We start from the raw sequence: 14,764 nt of genomic DNA on the forward strand, positions 1-14,764 counted from the left end.
CCCCCTGGCAGGCAAGCAAGCGAGCAACAAGGAGTACGTCCCGTGTCCTCACTCTTCCCGGCGTTGACCAAGTCCCCGGCCGACCGCCCCGCCCTCCGGTTCGGCGAGCGCTCCCTGACCTACCCGGAGCTGGCCGGCGCGGCCGGCGCGGCCGCCGGTGGCCTCGCCGGGGCCGGCCGGGTGGCCGTCTGGGCGACACCGGCGCTGGAGACGGCCGTCGCGGTGGTCGCCGCGCTGCTGGCCGGCGTACCCGCCGTACCGCTGAACCCGAAGTCCGGCGAGAAGGAGCTGCGGCACATCCTGGCCGACAGCGCGCCCGCGCTCGTGCTGGCCGCGCCCGGCGACGAACTGCCCGCCCCGCTCGCCGGGCTGCCCCGCGCCGACGTGGACGTGACCGCCCGGGGGACGGTCCCGGAGCGGACCGCCGAGGACGGCGACCCCGCCCTGGTCGTCTACACCTCCGGCACCACCGGCCCGCCCAAGGGCGCGGTGCTGCCCCGCCGGGCCGTCGCCACCACCCTGGACGCGCTGGCCGACGCGTGGCGGTGGACCGGCGCCGACGTCCTGGTGCACGGACTGCCGCTGTTCCACGTGCACGGACTGGTGCTCGGCACCCTCGGCCCGCTGCGGCGCGGCGGATCGGTGCGGCACCTGGGCCGGTTCAGCACCGAGGGCGTGGCGCGGGAACTGAACGACGGCGCCACCATGCTGTTCGGCGTGCCGACCATGTACCACCGGATCGCCGAGGCGCTGCCCGCCGAACCCGAGCTGGTCAAGGCGCTGACCGGGGCCCGGCTGCTGGTCTCCGGGTCGGCCGCGCTGCCCGTGCACGACCACGAGCGGATCGCCGCCGCCACCGGACGCCGGGTGATCGAGCGGTACGGGATGACGGAGACGCTGATGAACACCAGCGTCCGGGCCGACGGCGAGGCCCGGGCGGGCACGGTGGGCGTGCCGCTGCCGGGGGTGGCGCTGCGGCTGGTGGAGGAGGACGGGTCGGAGGTCACCGCCCGCGACGGGGAGAGCGTCGGCGAGATCCAGGTGCGCGGCCCGAACCTGTTCACCGAGTACCTCAACCGCCCCGACGCGACCGCCGCCGCCTTCACCGCCGACGGTTTCTTCCGCACCGGCGACATGGCGGTCCGCGACCCCGACGGCTATGTCCGCATCGTCGGCCGCAAGGCCACCGACCTGATCAAGAGCGGCGGCTACAAGATCGGCGCCGGGGAGATCGAGAACGCGCTCCTGGAACACCCGGCGGTCAAGGAGGCGGCCGTCACCGGGGAGCCGGACGACGACCTCGGTGAGCGGATCGTGGCCTGGGTGGTGCCCGCCGACCCGCAGTCCCCGCCCGAGCTGCGGGAGCTGGCCGACCATGTCGCGTCCCGGCTCGCCCCGCACAAGCGGCCCCGGGTGCTGCGCCGGCTCGACGCGCTGCCCCGCAACGACATGGGGAAGATCATGAAGCGGTCCCTGCGCCATGACTGACCGGCTCTCCGCCCGCCGCTTCCTCGCCCTGGTCACCGACGACTTCACCGAACTGCCGTACCCAGAGCGGGAGTTCGTCCCCGACGGCCCGATCGGCTGGCCCGGCTACGACACCGCGCGGGCCCGCGCGGCCGAGCGCACCGGCGAGTCGGAGTCCGTCGTCTGCGGCACCGGACGCGTCGAGGGCACCCCGGCCGTGCTGATCGCCTTCGAGTTCGGCTTCCTCGGCGGCTCGCTGGGGCAGCGCACCGGGGACCGGCTGGAGGCGGCGTACGCCCACGCCCGCGCCCACCGGCTGCCGGTCGTCCCGCTGGTCGCCACCGGGGGCTCCCGGATGCAGGAGGGCATGCTGGCGTTGACCCAGCTCCAGCGGGTGGCCCGGCAGTCGGCGCTGACCCGGGCGGCCGGGCTCGCGCAGCTCGCCGTACTGCGCGACCCGACCACCGGGGGCGGCTGGGCGACCCTCGGCGCGGGTGCCGACGTGACGCTGGCGCTGCCCGGCGCCCAGGTCGGTTTCGCCGGGTCCCGGGTCCGGCCGCCGGCCGCCGACCCGGCCGCGTACACGGCCGAGGCGCAGGTCGCGGCGGGCTCGGCGGACGCCGTCGTACCGCCCGGCGAACTGCGCCGCACGCTCGGCCACTGGCTGCGGCTGCTCACCGGCCCGGCCACCGGACCGGCCCCGGTCCCCGCGCCGCTCGGCGCGACCGACCCGCCGGACAGCGGCCGGGAGGCGGTCCGCCGGGCGCGCGCGCCGGAGCGGCCGCGGGCCCGCGCCTACCTCGACGCCTACTTCACCGACCGCGTGGAGATCAGCGGCGACCGCTGCGGCGGCACCGACCCGGACGGCATGCGGTGCGGCTTCGGCAGTCACGACGGCGGCACGATCGGCTACGCCGCCCAGACCGGCGCCCCGACCCGGCCGGCCGGCTACCGCACCGCCGCCCGGCTGATCCGGCTGGCCGGCCGGCTCGGCATCCCGGTGCTGACGCTGGTGGACACCCCGGGTGCCGCCAACGACGCCGAGGCCGAGCGGCAGGGCGCGGGACCGGCGATCGCCGAGCTGTTCGGCGCGGTGGCCGCCGCCCGCACCCCCGTCACCACCCTGGTGATCGGCGAGGGCGGCTCGGGCGGCGCGCTGGCGCTCGCGGCACCGGGCCGGACCTGGGCCACCCCGGACAGCTACTTCTCCGTCATCGGCCCGGAGGCGGCCACCGCCATCCTGAAGCGCCCGCCGGAACAGACGGACGAGACCGCCGGCCAACTGCGCCTGCGGCCCCAGGACTTGACCGAGCTTGGCGTGATCCGAACAAGCGAGCAGATGTTCCCTGGAACAGGTGATCGTCGCTCATGAGCACGCATGCGGCCGGTGAGATCAACGAGACTGACGGTACGCGAGCAACGGGCTGCAGACCGTAGTTGGCGCAGGTCCCACATCGCGTGCTTCACGCAAGGAACGCAAGGAGCAGTACTCACATGAACGTTCTCACCGACATCCTCGCCGGTCTCGTCCACTTCGTCGGCTGGCTGGTCTGAGGTACGTCCGGCGGCACGTTTGAGAAGGCCGGCGCCGTCTCCCCGTCCCAGGGAGGCGGCGCCGTCCGCGTGGGTCAGCGCACGCTCACCGCCCGGACCAGTTCCTGCGCCACCGAGCCGCCCCGGTCGTCCTTCGCCGAGGCGCGCAGCGAGACGGAAGCCGCGTCCCGGGGCACGCTCAGCGTCCCCCGCCAGGACGCGTCCGGGCCGCCGCCGCCGAGCCGGACCGGCTGCCAGCTCTGCCCGTCGTCGTAGGAGACGTCCAGCTTTCCGGCGCCGAGCGTGCCGGTGTCCGGCGCCCCCGCCACGTACTCCGCGCCGAGCCCGACGCCCACCTTGTGGCCGCCGCGCACCCGGCCACCGAGGTCGGTGTCGACGTCGAACGAGAGGTTGATCAGCGGGAGGTAGGTCCAGCGGTCCTCGGGGGTGGCCGAGGAGCGGAAGGTCCACTCGGAGTGGCCGGTGCCGCCCAGCGGCCAGCGGCCGGCGGCCAGCGCGGTGTCGGTGACGAGCCGGTAGGTGTGCTCGTCGGCGGGCGCGTCCCAGACGTAGGCGGTGGAGCTGGCCATCCGGTCGACGAGTTCGCCGTCCTGGTAGACCGCCGTGGTCTGGGTCATGCCGCTGTCCGCGCTGTACACGTCCCCGAACCCGGTGTGGTCCGGGCCCGAGTCGCCCCAGCCCGGCGCGTTGAACTGCATGCGGTTGCCCACCCGCTGCTGTCCCCAGCCCAGGCCGGTGCCGAGGTACGGGTGCCAGACCGGCTTGAACCAGTTCAGCTCCGGGCTGCTGCCGCCCCGGTAGGCGACCTCGCCGCCGCGCTGCTCCAGCGCGCCGCCGGCCGAGTCGACCGACTCGTGCCAGCGCTGGCCGGGGCCGGTCGAGACGTACTCGGTGCGCTCGGCCGGGAAGCCGATCCGCTCCTTGAAGCCGAGGCCGAGCGTGAAGGTGTCGGTGAGCGAGTAGCGGAACTCGCCGCCGGTCGACGGCTCGGCGCCGTGGTACTTGGCGCGGACGGTCGCCAGCTCGCCGTCGCCGGGGCGGTAGGTGAGGTCCCGGTCGGGGATCGCGCCGGGGTGCCCCGCGGAGAGGTCGTAGGTGTACGGCGTGCTGGGCGTGCCGGTCATGTCGACGCGCCCCGCCCGGCGCAGCTCGGCCGCGTCGGCGGTGTTCAGGGTCGCGATGGTCAGCGGCCGGTCGGTGTTGTCGTCCGTGCCCCACCAGCTCAGCAGCCGGCCGGGGGTGCGGTCGGTGACGAACAGTGCCTCGGCGCCCGCGTCCTGGGCGGCCTGGGCGAGGGCGGCCGGGTCGGCGCCGTCGGTCAGCTCGGCGAGCACCGCCTTGCCCTTCGCCCCGGTGATCGGCCCGGCGCCGGCGTCGACCAGCGGCAGCCGGGTGCGGCCCTCGGTGAGTGTGCCGCCGGACTGCACGGTGGCCTCCCCGACGCCCTTGACCGCGAGCAGCGGCTTGCCGAGCCGCCACACGGTCCGGTACTCGAAGCTGCCCTCGGTGACCTTCCGGCCGGTGGGCGCGGCGAAGACGCTGTCGTACGTCAGCGGCACCTGGAGGGCGCCGAACAGGGCGGAACCGTTCGCGCTGCGGTCGTACTCCATGAGCAGTTGCCGGGTCTCGGTGCGCCGGTCCACGTCGGCGCCGATCTCGCGCAGTTCCCGGCCGTCGAGGGTGATCTCGCGGTTCCGGTCGAGGGTGATCTCGGGGGCGGCGAGGAAGCCGAGGCCGAGGGAGTCGGCGCCGTGGCCGCCACGCACGTCGAGGAAACTGGACAGGCTGTACGTGCCCGGCGTCAGGCGCAGTTCGAGGGTGCCGGAGTCACCGACGTACGCCGGGACCGGGTCGGCCCCGGCCGCGAGCCGCTGCACGGTCAGGTCGGCGGCGGTGGCCGCGCCCGACCGGTCCTTGACATGGACGGTGAGCGTGTACCGCTCCTCCTCCTTGACCAGTCCGAACGCGGTGTGCGCGACGGTCTTCCCGGCGGCGTCGGTGGCCACCACCTGCCCGCTGGTGTTGCCGACCGGGGCGTCGGTGCCGTCGCCGGTCACCGTGGTGGACGCCGTGCCGTGCGCGGGGACGGTCAGGACGCTGTCGGCGAGGGTGACGACGCCCTCGGGGGCGCCCCGCGCGGCCAGGCGCAGCGTCACGTCCGTGTCGGCGGAGTTGGTGTAGGTGACGGTCTTGGTGACCGGCTTGTTCTCCTCGTACGGCCAGGAATGGAAGCCGAGGTCGGCGCTGCCGGTGGCGGTCACGCCGGCCCCGATCGCGTCCGGCACGCTGACCCGGCCCGCGCCCAACCGGTAGGCGGAGGCGTCGAGTTCCTTGGACGTGGACATCAGGGCGTCCTTCAGCCGGGCGCCGGTCCAGTCCGGGTGTTCCTCGGCGAGCAGCGCGGCCACCCCGGCGACGTGCGGCGTCGCCATCGACGTACCGTCCATGGAGGTGTAGGCGCCCTCGCCCGCGGTGAGCGTGGAGCGGGCGGCGAGGATGCCGACGCCCGGGGCGGACAGGTCGGGCTTGAGCGCGTTGTCGCCGTGGCGGGGTCCGGCGCTGGTGAACCAGGCCGCCGCGTCGGCCGAGTCCACGGCGCCCACGGTCAGCGCGGCGTCGGCGGCACCGGGCGAGCCGATGGACGAAGGGCTGCCGGTGTTGCCGGCGGCGATCACGAAGAGCGCGCCGGTCTCGGCGGAGAGCGTGTTGACGGCCTGCGCCATCGGGTCGGTGCCGTCGCTGGCCTCGGTGGAGCCCAGGGACATCGAGATGACGTCGGCCCGCACGTCCCGGGCGGCCCACTCCATGCCGGCGATGATCTCCGACTCGCTGCCCGAGCCCTGGTCGCTGAGCACCTTGCCGACCGCGAGCGTCGCGCCCGGCGCCACCCCCTTCTCCTTGCCGTCGGAGGCGGCACCGCTGCCGCCGACCGTGGAGGTGACATGGGTGCCGTGGCCGTGCCGGTCGGCGACCGTCTCGCCCTCGATGAAACTGCGGGAGGTGGCTATCCGCCCGGTCAGGTCGGGGTGGTCGGCGTCCACCCCGCTGTCCAGGACGGCGACGGTGACACCCTTGCCGGTCAGTCCGGCCGCCCACGCCTCGGGGGTGCCGATCTGGGCGTTGCTTTCGGCCATCTCCGCGCTGACCCGGCCATCCAGCCAGACACCCGCGACGCTCCCGCTCCGGGTGAAGTCCTGCCAGAAGGCCCGGCCCCTGGCCGCCTCGACGGCCGCGCCGCGCACACTGGGCAGCGACCGGGTCCGCTCGGCGCTCCTCGGCGTGACCACCGGCGCGCCCCGCTCGTACGTCACGATCAGCGGCAGCTCACCGGAGTCGGCATCCCCGAGCCCCTGCCGCAGCAACTCCGTGACGTCGAAGAGCCGCTCGTCGAGCGTCCCGGCCCGCAGATACGGCAGCGCCTCGTCCGGTACGACGGTGACGGTGCCGTTTGCGTTCTGGGTGCGTACGGCGCCGGTGGCGCCCCTCGGCCGCTCGACGGCGACCGTCCGCTTCCCGTTCCCGAGCTCGGTGACGGTCACCCGGTCGCCGGTGACCAGGGTGACGGTACGGGCCACGCCCGCGGGGGCCGGGCCCGCGGGGAGTTCACGGGCCGCCGCGGTGGCCGCCGGGCCGGCCGGCAGCAGCGCGCACACCAGTCCCGCGGCCAGCAGGACCGCTCCGGAACCGGCCGATCTGGAACCTCTGCGTCTCGGACTCATCCACGCCTCTCTCCGTAGAGTCTCCGTACAGTTGTCGCGCACGAGTCTCATGTGCCTTGCGTTTCAGGCGAGTTGACCGGACCTGGCGGATTGGCGCAGTGGCGGGTTTCCGCCAGCGCCCCGGTGCGCGGCCGGGGCAACACGCGACACCGTCAGGCACGGTCCGTCACAATGGGGTCCGTTCGCGTGAGGACGACGCGTGGACGTACGGCACGAACGGGGAGCGAGCGGCGCCATGGACGGACTGGTTGAGTTCAAGACCGAGGACGGTGCCCGGGTGGTGGTGGAGGCCGTCGACGAGGAGACCGGCGCCCGCCTGGTCGCCCGCGGCGACGGCCCGGCGCAGGCGGCGGGCACCTTCGAGAGCGCGCTGGAGGGCGTCCGGGCGGCGGCCACCTCCGCACTGCGGGTCTTCCGGGACGGCACGCTCAGACCCGACTCCGTGGAGCTGGAGTTCGGGGTGCGGCTGAGCGCCGAGGCCGGCGCGGTCATCGCCAAGGGCACCGCGGAAGGCCATCTGGTGGTGAAGCTGCACTGGTCACCGGGGACGTCGGCCCCCGCGGCACCGGCGGGCGGGGAGGCCGCCGGCCGGTCATGACGGGCGGTACCGCCTGGCACGCCCGGATCCGGTGCGGCCGGAAGACCGGCGCGGGGTTCCTGGTCACCGAACGGCTGCTGCTCACCTGCGCCCACGTCGTCGTGCGGCACGAGACCGAGCCGGTCACCGTGTCCTTCCCGGGCCGCCGGGACCTGCGCGGGCTGACCGCGCGGGTTGCCTTCCACGGGCCCTGGCGGGAGCACGGCGACAACGACCGCGGCGACCTGGTCGTCCTCGAACTGGACCGGACGGTCCCCGTGCGCCCCGCCGTGTTCGCCCCGCCCGGCGCGGCCCCGCGCGCGGCCGAACTGTTCGCCTACGGGTTCCCGCCCCGGCTCGACGACGGGGTGCTCGCCGTCTACCGGGCCGTGCCCGGCCCGCTCATCGCGGACGAGTGGACGCAGTTGGACGCGCTCACGGCGCACGGGCAGCCGCTGGTCGGCGGGTTCAGCGGGGCGGCGGTCACGCTGCACGACCACACGGTCGTCGGCATGGTCACCTCCACCACGAGCAGCCACGTCGGCAGGATGCTGCCGGTCGAGGTGATGGCGCGGTACTGGGCTGGGCTCGGCGACCTGGTGCCGCCGGCCCGCCTCGGACCGGACGCGGGCCGACTGGAGACCCTGCTGCGCCGGGCCGAGCAACTCCGCCCGGACTGCGACCCGAACCGGCTGTACGCGTCCGCCGTGGACCTCTTCGCCCCGCAGCCGGAGCGGTTGTTCACGACCCTGCGGGAAGCGGCGGACTACATCCGCACCGAGGTCCCCGACCTCACCGCCGAGGACCGCTTCGCCGACGGCCTCCAGCGCGTCCTGGACGAGTGGCCGGCACGGGTTCGCCCCCTCGGGCCCGGCCCCGAACCCGACCCCGACCGACGGGACCCGCACGCCTGGCCGCCGGGCCGGGAGGATGCCTGGGATCGGCGGGAGGGGCCGAGCGTGACGGACGCGGGCCGCGTGTCCGTGCCGGGGGCCGGGTCCGGGGCCGAGGGGGCGAACCTGTCCGTCGCCGCGAACCAGTACGGACCGGACCGGCTCGCGGACGACCGATCCGCGGATGACCGATCGGCGGATGACTGGTCCGCGTACGCCCGGTCCGCAGACGACTGGCCCGCCCACGCCCGCCCCACGGACACCCACCCCACCGGACACCAGCCCGAACACCGGCCCGGACAGCAGCCCACGAACCCCCGGCCCACCGCCGGCCGGCCCACCGACCACCGCTACGCCGACGACCGCTACGCCGACGACACCCGCACCGAGTTGCCGCAGGGCGCCGAACCCCGGCGGCCGGCCGGCCCCGGCTGGGCCCCCATCGTCGTAGAACTGGTCCGCAGCGGCGCGGGGGCCGATCAGGTCACCGTGGAGGTGTCCGCCTACCGCGACGGACACCGCCGCCCGGTGGGCACCCGCCGGCTGCCCCAGGACGCGGTGCGCTCCTACGTCCAGGACCGGGTGGACGAGGCGTTCAACCACCTCGCCCGGGACGCCGAGGCACTGATCACCTTCGTACTGCCGGACGAGTGGCTGAACGAGCCGGTGGCGCACTGGGAGTGCAGCGCCTACGACTCCACCCCGCTGGGCTGCGCCCACCCCCTGGTGGTGGCGGAACGCACCCGGCACCGCAGCGGCCGGCTGCGCCACGAGCTGACCAAGCGGTGGCAGGAGCTGGACGGCCGGCCCGGCGTCCGGCTGCACCGGGTGGAGTGCGGCACCCGGGAGAACTCGCGCGGCCTGCGGCTGCGGCTGCGGGACGCGGCGCTGACCGGCTTCCCGGCCCCGCCCGGCACGGTGCCGGAGCACTTCGAGACCGGCCTGCACTTCCCGGTCCCGGTCCTGCTGTGGCGCCGCTCGGACTGTCCCGACGACGAGCACGGCGGCCCCTGCGCCGGTACCGCCTTCCTGGACCGGCTCGCCGAGTCCGTGGCCGGCGTGTCCCCGGCCGAACTGCCCCGCCGGGTATTGCGGTTGCGCGAGGAGGCGTACGCGGCCGACGATCCCGAGGGGCACTGGGCGCGCCAGGTGCAGCTGCTGTGGGACGACCCGCGCTGCTTCTCGGAGCCCGCCGCCTGTCTGCACTCGCCCGTCGCCCCGCTGCACCCGTCCGCCGCCCGCCCCCACTCGCCCGTCGGCTGATCCACCCGCCGGGCCGCACCGCCGCGCCCCGCACCCGAACCCGAAAGAGAAACCGCATGGCCCTGTGGCCCGTCTACACCGGAGCGACGCAACCGCACGACGGCATCACCCGGCTCCCCCCGCCGCCGCCGTGGCGGGCCTTCGACGGTCACCCGGTGCTGGAACCGCCCGACGAGCACGACGACGCCTCGGCCGGCTCGCCCGACCGCACCCACCGGGCCCGGACGTACCAGGCCACCGAGGAGACGGTGCAACTGGTCAACGCGGCGCTGTACCTGCGCCGTCCGCTGCTGGTGACCGGACCGCCCGGGACCGGCAAGTCGTCGCTGGCGTACGCGGTCGCCCGCGAGCTGCGGCTCGGCCCGGTGCTCCGGTGGAACATCACCAGCCGCAGCACCCTGCACGACGGCCTCTACCAGTACGACCCGCTGTCCCGGCTCTACGCGGCCCGGCACGCGGCGGCCGACGACCAGGACCCGGCGGCCGGCGCCGCCGGCACCGGCGGCACCGGCGTCGAGAACCATCTGCGGCTCGGCCCGCTGGGCACCGCGCTGCTCCCGTACGCCCGGCCGCGCGCCCTGCTCATCGACGAGATCGACAAGAGCGACCTGGACCTGCCCAACGACCTGCTGAACGTGCTGGAGGAGGGCCAGTACGAGATCCCCGAACTGGTACGGGCGGCCCGCGACACCCCGGACGGGCGGGCCGAGGTGATGGCCGACGGCACCGACCGGCGGGTCCCGGTGGCGCGCGGCCGGGTGCGCTGTCACGCCTTCCCGTTCACCGTGCTGACCAGCAACGGCGAACGCGAGTTCCCGCCCGCCTTCCTGCGCCGCTGCGTCACCCTGCGGCTCAGGCAGCCCGACGACCGGCACCTCGCCGAGATCGTCCGGGCGCACCTGGGCGAGCCGGACGCGCACGCCCAGCGGCTCATCGACCGGTTCCTGTCCCGGGTGGGCAGCGGCGAACTCGCCACCGACCAGTTGCTGAACGCCATCTACCTGGCCCGGGCCTCCGGGCTGGCGGCCGGCTCCCTCGACGAACTGGCCGACCAGCTGATGCCGTACCTGGGACAGTCCCCGCAGCCGCATGCCTTCTGACCCCTCCGGCGCACCGGAGCCCGTGGCCCGCCTGGCCGACGTCCTCGCCCGGGCGGCCGGCGGCGCGCGCCCGACCCCGCTGGAGCTGGCGGAACTGCTGTGGCTGGCCCAGCACCTGGCACCCGGCGACCCGGCCGCCCCGGCGCCGGCACCCCCGTCCGACCGGCCCCCCGACACCCCCGTACCGGGCCCGGCGCCCCGCCCGCCGGTCCCGGACCCGCGCCGAGCGGCGGACCCGGAACCGCCGCCGCCCGCGCCGCCCGTTCCCCCGGCGCCGAGGCGCGCCCCGCTGCGGCTGCCGGCCCGGACGCCGGATGCGGAACCGGGGACGGCGGCCGCCGAACCGCACGCCGCCCTGCTGGTCCCGGCGCCGCCGATGCTGCCGCACCCGCTGGCGCTCCAGCGGTCGCTGCGCCCGCTGCGGCGCCGTACCGACGCGCCCGCCGTCCGGGAGGTGGACGAGGCGGCGACCGCCGACCGGATCGCCCGGCTCGGCGCGGACCCCCGCTGGTGGCTGCCGGTCCTGAAGCCCGCCCGGGAGCGCTGGCTGCGGCTGCACCTGGTGCACGACGACGGGCCGACCATGCCGGTCTGGCGCCCGCTGGTCCGCGAACTGCACACCGTGCTCGCCCAGTCGGGCGTCTTCCGCACGGTCACCCTGCACCGGGCCCGGCCCGACGGCACGGTGGCCGGCGACGGTGTGCACGCGCCCGCCGACGGCCGCACCGTCACCCTCCTGATCAGCGACTGCATGGGCCCGCAGTGGCGGGCCGGGCCGGCCGGCGAGCGCTGGTTCGCCGCGCTGCGCCGCTGGGCGCGCCGGATGCCGCTGGCCGTCGTCCAGCCGCTGCCCGAACACCTGTGGCGGGACACCGCGCTGCCGCCGGTCCCCGGCCGGCTGTCCGCCCCGTACCGGGCCGCGCCCAGCGCCGCGCTCGCCTTCACCCCGTACGACACCGCCGAGGAGGCGCCGCCCGAGGGCGCCGTGCCGGTGCCGGTCCTTGAGCCGGGGCCCGAGTGGCTGGCCAACTGGGCGGCGCTGGTGGCCGGTCCGGGCGGGTCCGGGTATCCGGGTTCGGCGGCGGCGCTGCTGCGGCCGCTGCCCGCCGACGCCGACGACCGCACCGACCTGGCCCGGCTGCCCGCCGAGGAACTGGTGCTCCGGTTCCGGGCGACCGCGTCCCCGGCGGCGTACCGGCTGGCCGGGCACCTGGCGCTGGGCCGGCCGGACCTGCCGGTCATGCGGCTGGTGCAGGCCGCGGTGGAACCGGAGCCGCGGCCCGCGCACCTGGCCGAGGTGATCCTCAGCGGCCTGCTCGCCGCCGTGCCCGGGCCGCCCGGCGCGTACGTCTGGCGGCCCGGCGTGCGCGACCTGCTGCTGCGCGGGCTGCCGCGCACCGCCCGGGCCCGCACCCGCGAGCTGCTGCTGCGCACCGGCGACCTGATCGAGGAGCGGGCGGCCCGGTTCCCCGGCGAGATCGCCGCCCTGACCCCGGCCCCGGACGGCACCGAGAGCGGCCCGCGGGGCGAGGCGATCGCCGAGATCAGCGAGCGCGGCGCCCGGCGGCTGACCGGTGTCGCCCGCGCCCCCGGGCCCGCGTCCGCGCCGGCGCCGAGGCTGGTGGCCGGCCGGTACCGGCTGGTGCGGCGGCTGCGCCCGGACGGCACCGTGTGGCTGGCCAAGGACACCGGTCCGGACGGCCGGACGGTGGCGGTCCGGCTGCACGCCAGGACCACCGACCCGGCCCGCCGGCAGGCGTTCCTGCGGGACGCGCGGCTGCTGCGCACCGTCGACCACCCGGGCGTGGTGCGCGTCCTGGACACCGGCGTGGACGACGACACGCCCTACGTCGTCATGGAACACCTCGACGGCATCGCCCTGAACACCCTCTCCCGCCCCTACGGCCACCGGCTGCCGGCGCCGCTGACCGTGAGCGTCGCGGCCCAGCTGGCCCGGGCGCTCACCGCCCTGCACGAGGCGGGCACGGCGCACGGCGCGGTGGAGCTGTCCCGGGTGGTGCTGCTGCCGGACGGCACGGTGCAGCTGACCGGTTTCGCGGCCGGGCGCGGCGCCCGGCCCGGCGCCCGCGCGGAGGACCTGCGCGCACTGTGCGAGCTGCTCCTGCTGCTGGCGTCGGGCAGCGCGCGCCTGACCCTGCCCGTCGACTCCGGGCGGCTCGGACATCTGCCGCCCGACCTGCGCGGCCCGTTCGCGCACGCCCTGGACCTGCTGATGTCCCCCTCGCTCCAGGCCCAGCGGCAGGGCCGGGACCTGCTCACCGACCCGGTGCTGCCCCGGCTCGCCCGGCAGGCGTACGAGCAGCGGTTCTACTACGCGCTGGGCCCGCTGCGCGTCGAGCGGCCCGAGGGCGCCGCCGAGCTGCCGCCGGACGCCGCCGCGCTGCTCGCCGTCCTGCTGCTCAAGCACGGCCGCACGGTCACCCACGAGGAGCTGCGGTACGGCCTGTGGGACCCGGCCGACCAGCCGCGCGACGGGCGGCGCCGGGTGCGCCTCGCGGTGGAACGGCTGACGCGGGCGCTCGGCCCCGGTGTGCTCGCCACCCCCTCGCACGGTTACGCGCTGCACACCAGCGCCGACTTCGTGGACGTGGTGCACTGCGAGGAACTGGTCCGGCGGGCCGACGCGGCGCAGGCGGCCGGCGCGGACACCGAGGCGCGCGAGCTGGTCGCCGAGGCGCTGGCGCTGTGGCGTTCCGGCGACCCGCTGCCCGACGTGCCCGGCCCGTCCGCGCACACCGCCCGCGGCCACCTCCAGCAGCTCCGCCTCGCCCTGCACGCCCGGCTCGCCGGGCTCGACCTGGCACTGGGGGACGCCGACCGGGCCGCCCGGAGCCTGGCCGACCTGCTGGCCACGCACCCGCTGCACGAGACCTTCCTGCGCCTGTACCTGCTGGCGCTGCGCCGGCTGGGCCGGCTCGACGAGGCGCTGGACGCGTACGAGGAGTACGAGCTGTCCGGCGGCGGCAACCCGGAGCTGCTGGCCCTGGGCCGGGAGCTGCGCCAGGACCACGCGGTGCCGGCGGACGTCCCCAGCGCGTATCAGGAGCCCGGCCCGGACGGCTCCCCGCACACCGCGGTGGCCGCGCCGGACGAACTGCCGGAGGGCCCGTTCCCGACCGAGGACGGCCTGTGGACACCGCTGCTGACGGAGGGGGCGGCCGACGCGGCGACGGAGTCGGAGTCGGAGGATTCGGATTCGGAGGAGTCGGAGGAGTCGGAGACCGCACCGGAGACGCCGGTCGGCTTCCCGCCGTTCGACCCGGAGCGGCGGGAGGACGAGCAGGACGAGCCCGAGCCGGAGCCCGAGACAGAGTTCGAGCCGGAGCCCGAGCCGGAGTTCGAGCCGGTGCGGTGGTTCCCGCCGCAGGACGAACCGCAGTACGAACCGCAGGACGAACCGGAGTACGAGACCGCGCACCGCGTCTGCGTGCGCTACGCGCTGGCCGAGGGACCCCGGGGCGCGGAGGCGCACGCGGCGCTCACCGCGCTGGTCACGGAGTTGCTGGCGGACAGCGCGCTGGCCGCCGACGCCCACCGGCTGCCGCCCGCCGGACCGGGCGCCGTACTCGTGCGGCTGGAGCCGCGGGTGCCGGCCGGCGCGCTGCTGCGGGCCACCGTCGACCGGCTGCCCGGGCGGCTGGCGCGGCTGGGCGGGCTGCGGCTGCGGGCGGAGTTCTGGCAGGTGGAGTCCGGGCCGGACGGTGGTGCGGAGCAGATCTTCCGGGCCGACCCCGAGACGGTGACCGCGGCCCTGGACGCCGCCGGGGCGCAGGCGGTCGTCGCCGTGTCCGACGCGCTGTACTACGACGAGGTCGCCGACGAGGGCCTCGCCTTCCCGCCGCGGGCGTTCCAGCGGCTGGCCGACGGGACGGGCTGGTACCACCTGGTGCCGGGCACCGCCCGGACCGCCCCCGCCGGGCATCCGGTGCGGGGCCCGTTCCCGCTGCCCGCCGACGGCTGGGTGCCGCCGCCGCGCGACGCGTCCGAGGCCGTGGTCCTGCTGCTCCCGGACGGCACGCCGCTGCGGCCGGACGCCGCCCGGGTCCGTACCGCGTCCGCCGCCGAACGGGCCGGCTGGCGGTACTGCGAGGTCGACCTGCGGCCGCGGCACCTCGTGGTGGACGCGGCGGCCGGGGTGGCGGCGACCTGGCGGGTCGCGGACCCGGTGCG

7 protein-coding genes are annotated in these 14,764 nt (G+C 76.4%); 6 read left to right on the top strand and 1 reads right to left on the bottom strand.

Annotated elements, in window-relative coordinates:
* Nucleotides 1-42: 42 nt before the first annotated feature.
* Both AB0G32_RS30920 and AB0G32_RS30925 read left to right on the top strand, forming a co-directional pair.
* Nucleotides 43-1,488 carry an acyl-CoA synthetase gene (locus AB0G32_RS30920; RefSeq protein WP_361170656.1) on the top strand — a complete coding sequence of 482 codons (1,446 nt, stop codon included), beginning with the start codon at nucleotides 43-45 and terminating at the stop codon, nucleotides 1,486-1,488.
* On the top strand, nucleotides 1,481-2,839 hold the full coding sequence (locus tag AB0G32_RS30925) for a carboxyl transferase domain-containing protein (protein ID WP_361170660.1): 1,359 nt from the start codon (nucleotides 1,481-1,483) through the stop codon (nucleotides 2,837-2,839). The genes AB0G32_RS30920 and AB0G32_RS30925 overlap by 8 nt, the downstream gene beginning before the upstream one ends.
* Nucleotides 2,840-3,095: 256 nt before the next feature.
* Here the strand turns inward: AB0G32_RS30925 and AB0G32_RS30930 are convergent, their stop codons facing one another.
* Entirely contained in the window at nucleotides 3,096-6,740 is a 3,645-nt protein-coding gene (locus tag AB0G32_RS30930) for a S8 family serine peptidase (protein ID WP_361170663.1), read from the bottom strand.
* A 235-nt stretch (nucleotides 6,741-6,975) separates the two neighbouring features.
* Between AB0G32_RS30930 and AB0G32_RS30935 the strand changes: the two genes are divergently transcribed.
* From AB0G32_RS30935 to AB0G32_RS30950, 4 genes are all read left to right on the top strand, one after another.
* Nucleotides 6,976-7,338: a CU044_2847 family protein gene (locus tag AB0G32_RS30935; protein ID WP_361170666.1), complete on the top strand. Its 363-nt coding sequence runs from the start codon at nucleotides 6,976-6,978 to the stop codon at nucleotides 7,336-7,338.
* A complete protein-coding gene (locus AB0G32_RS30940; RefSeq protein ID WP_361170669.1) occupies nucleotides 7,335-9,473 on the top strand; it encodes a trypsin-like peptidase domain-containing protein in 2,139 nt (712 codons plus the stop codon). The genes AB0G32_RS30935 and AB0G32_RS30940 overlap by 4 nt, the downstream gene beginning before the upstream one ends.
* Nucleotides 9,474-9,529: 56 nt before the next feature.
* Nucleotides 9,530-10,573 (top strand): MoxR family ATPase, encoded by a 1,044-nt coding sequence (locus AB0G32_RS30945; protein ID WP_361170672.1) that lies wholly within the window; start codon nucleotides 9,530-9,532, stop codon nucleotides 10,571-10,573.
* Nucleotides 10,563-14,764, top strand: a 4,202-nt coding sequence (locus tag AB0G32_RS30950; RefSeq protein ID WP_361170675.1) for an SAV_2336 N-terminal domain-related protein, incomplete at its 3' end; no start/stop codon positions are given. The genes AB0G32_RS30945 and AB0G32_RS30950, both read left to right, overlap by 11 nt.

The sequence above is a fragment of the Streptomyces sp. NPDC023723 genome, assembly GCF_040639815.1.
Classification (GTDB): Bacteria; Actinomycetota; Actinomycetes; order Streptomycetales; family Streptomycetaceae; genus Streptomyces.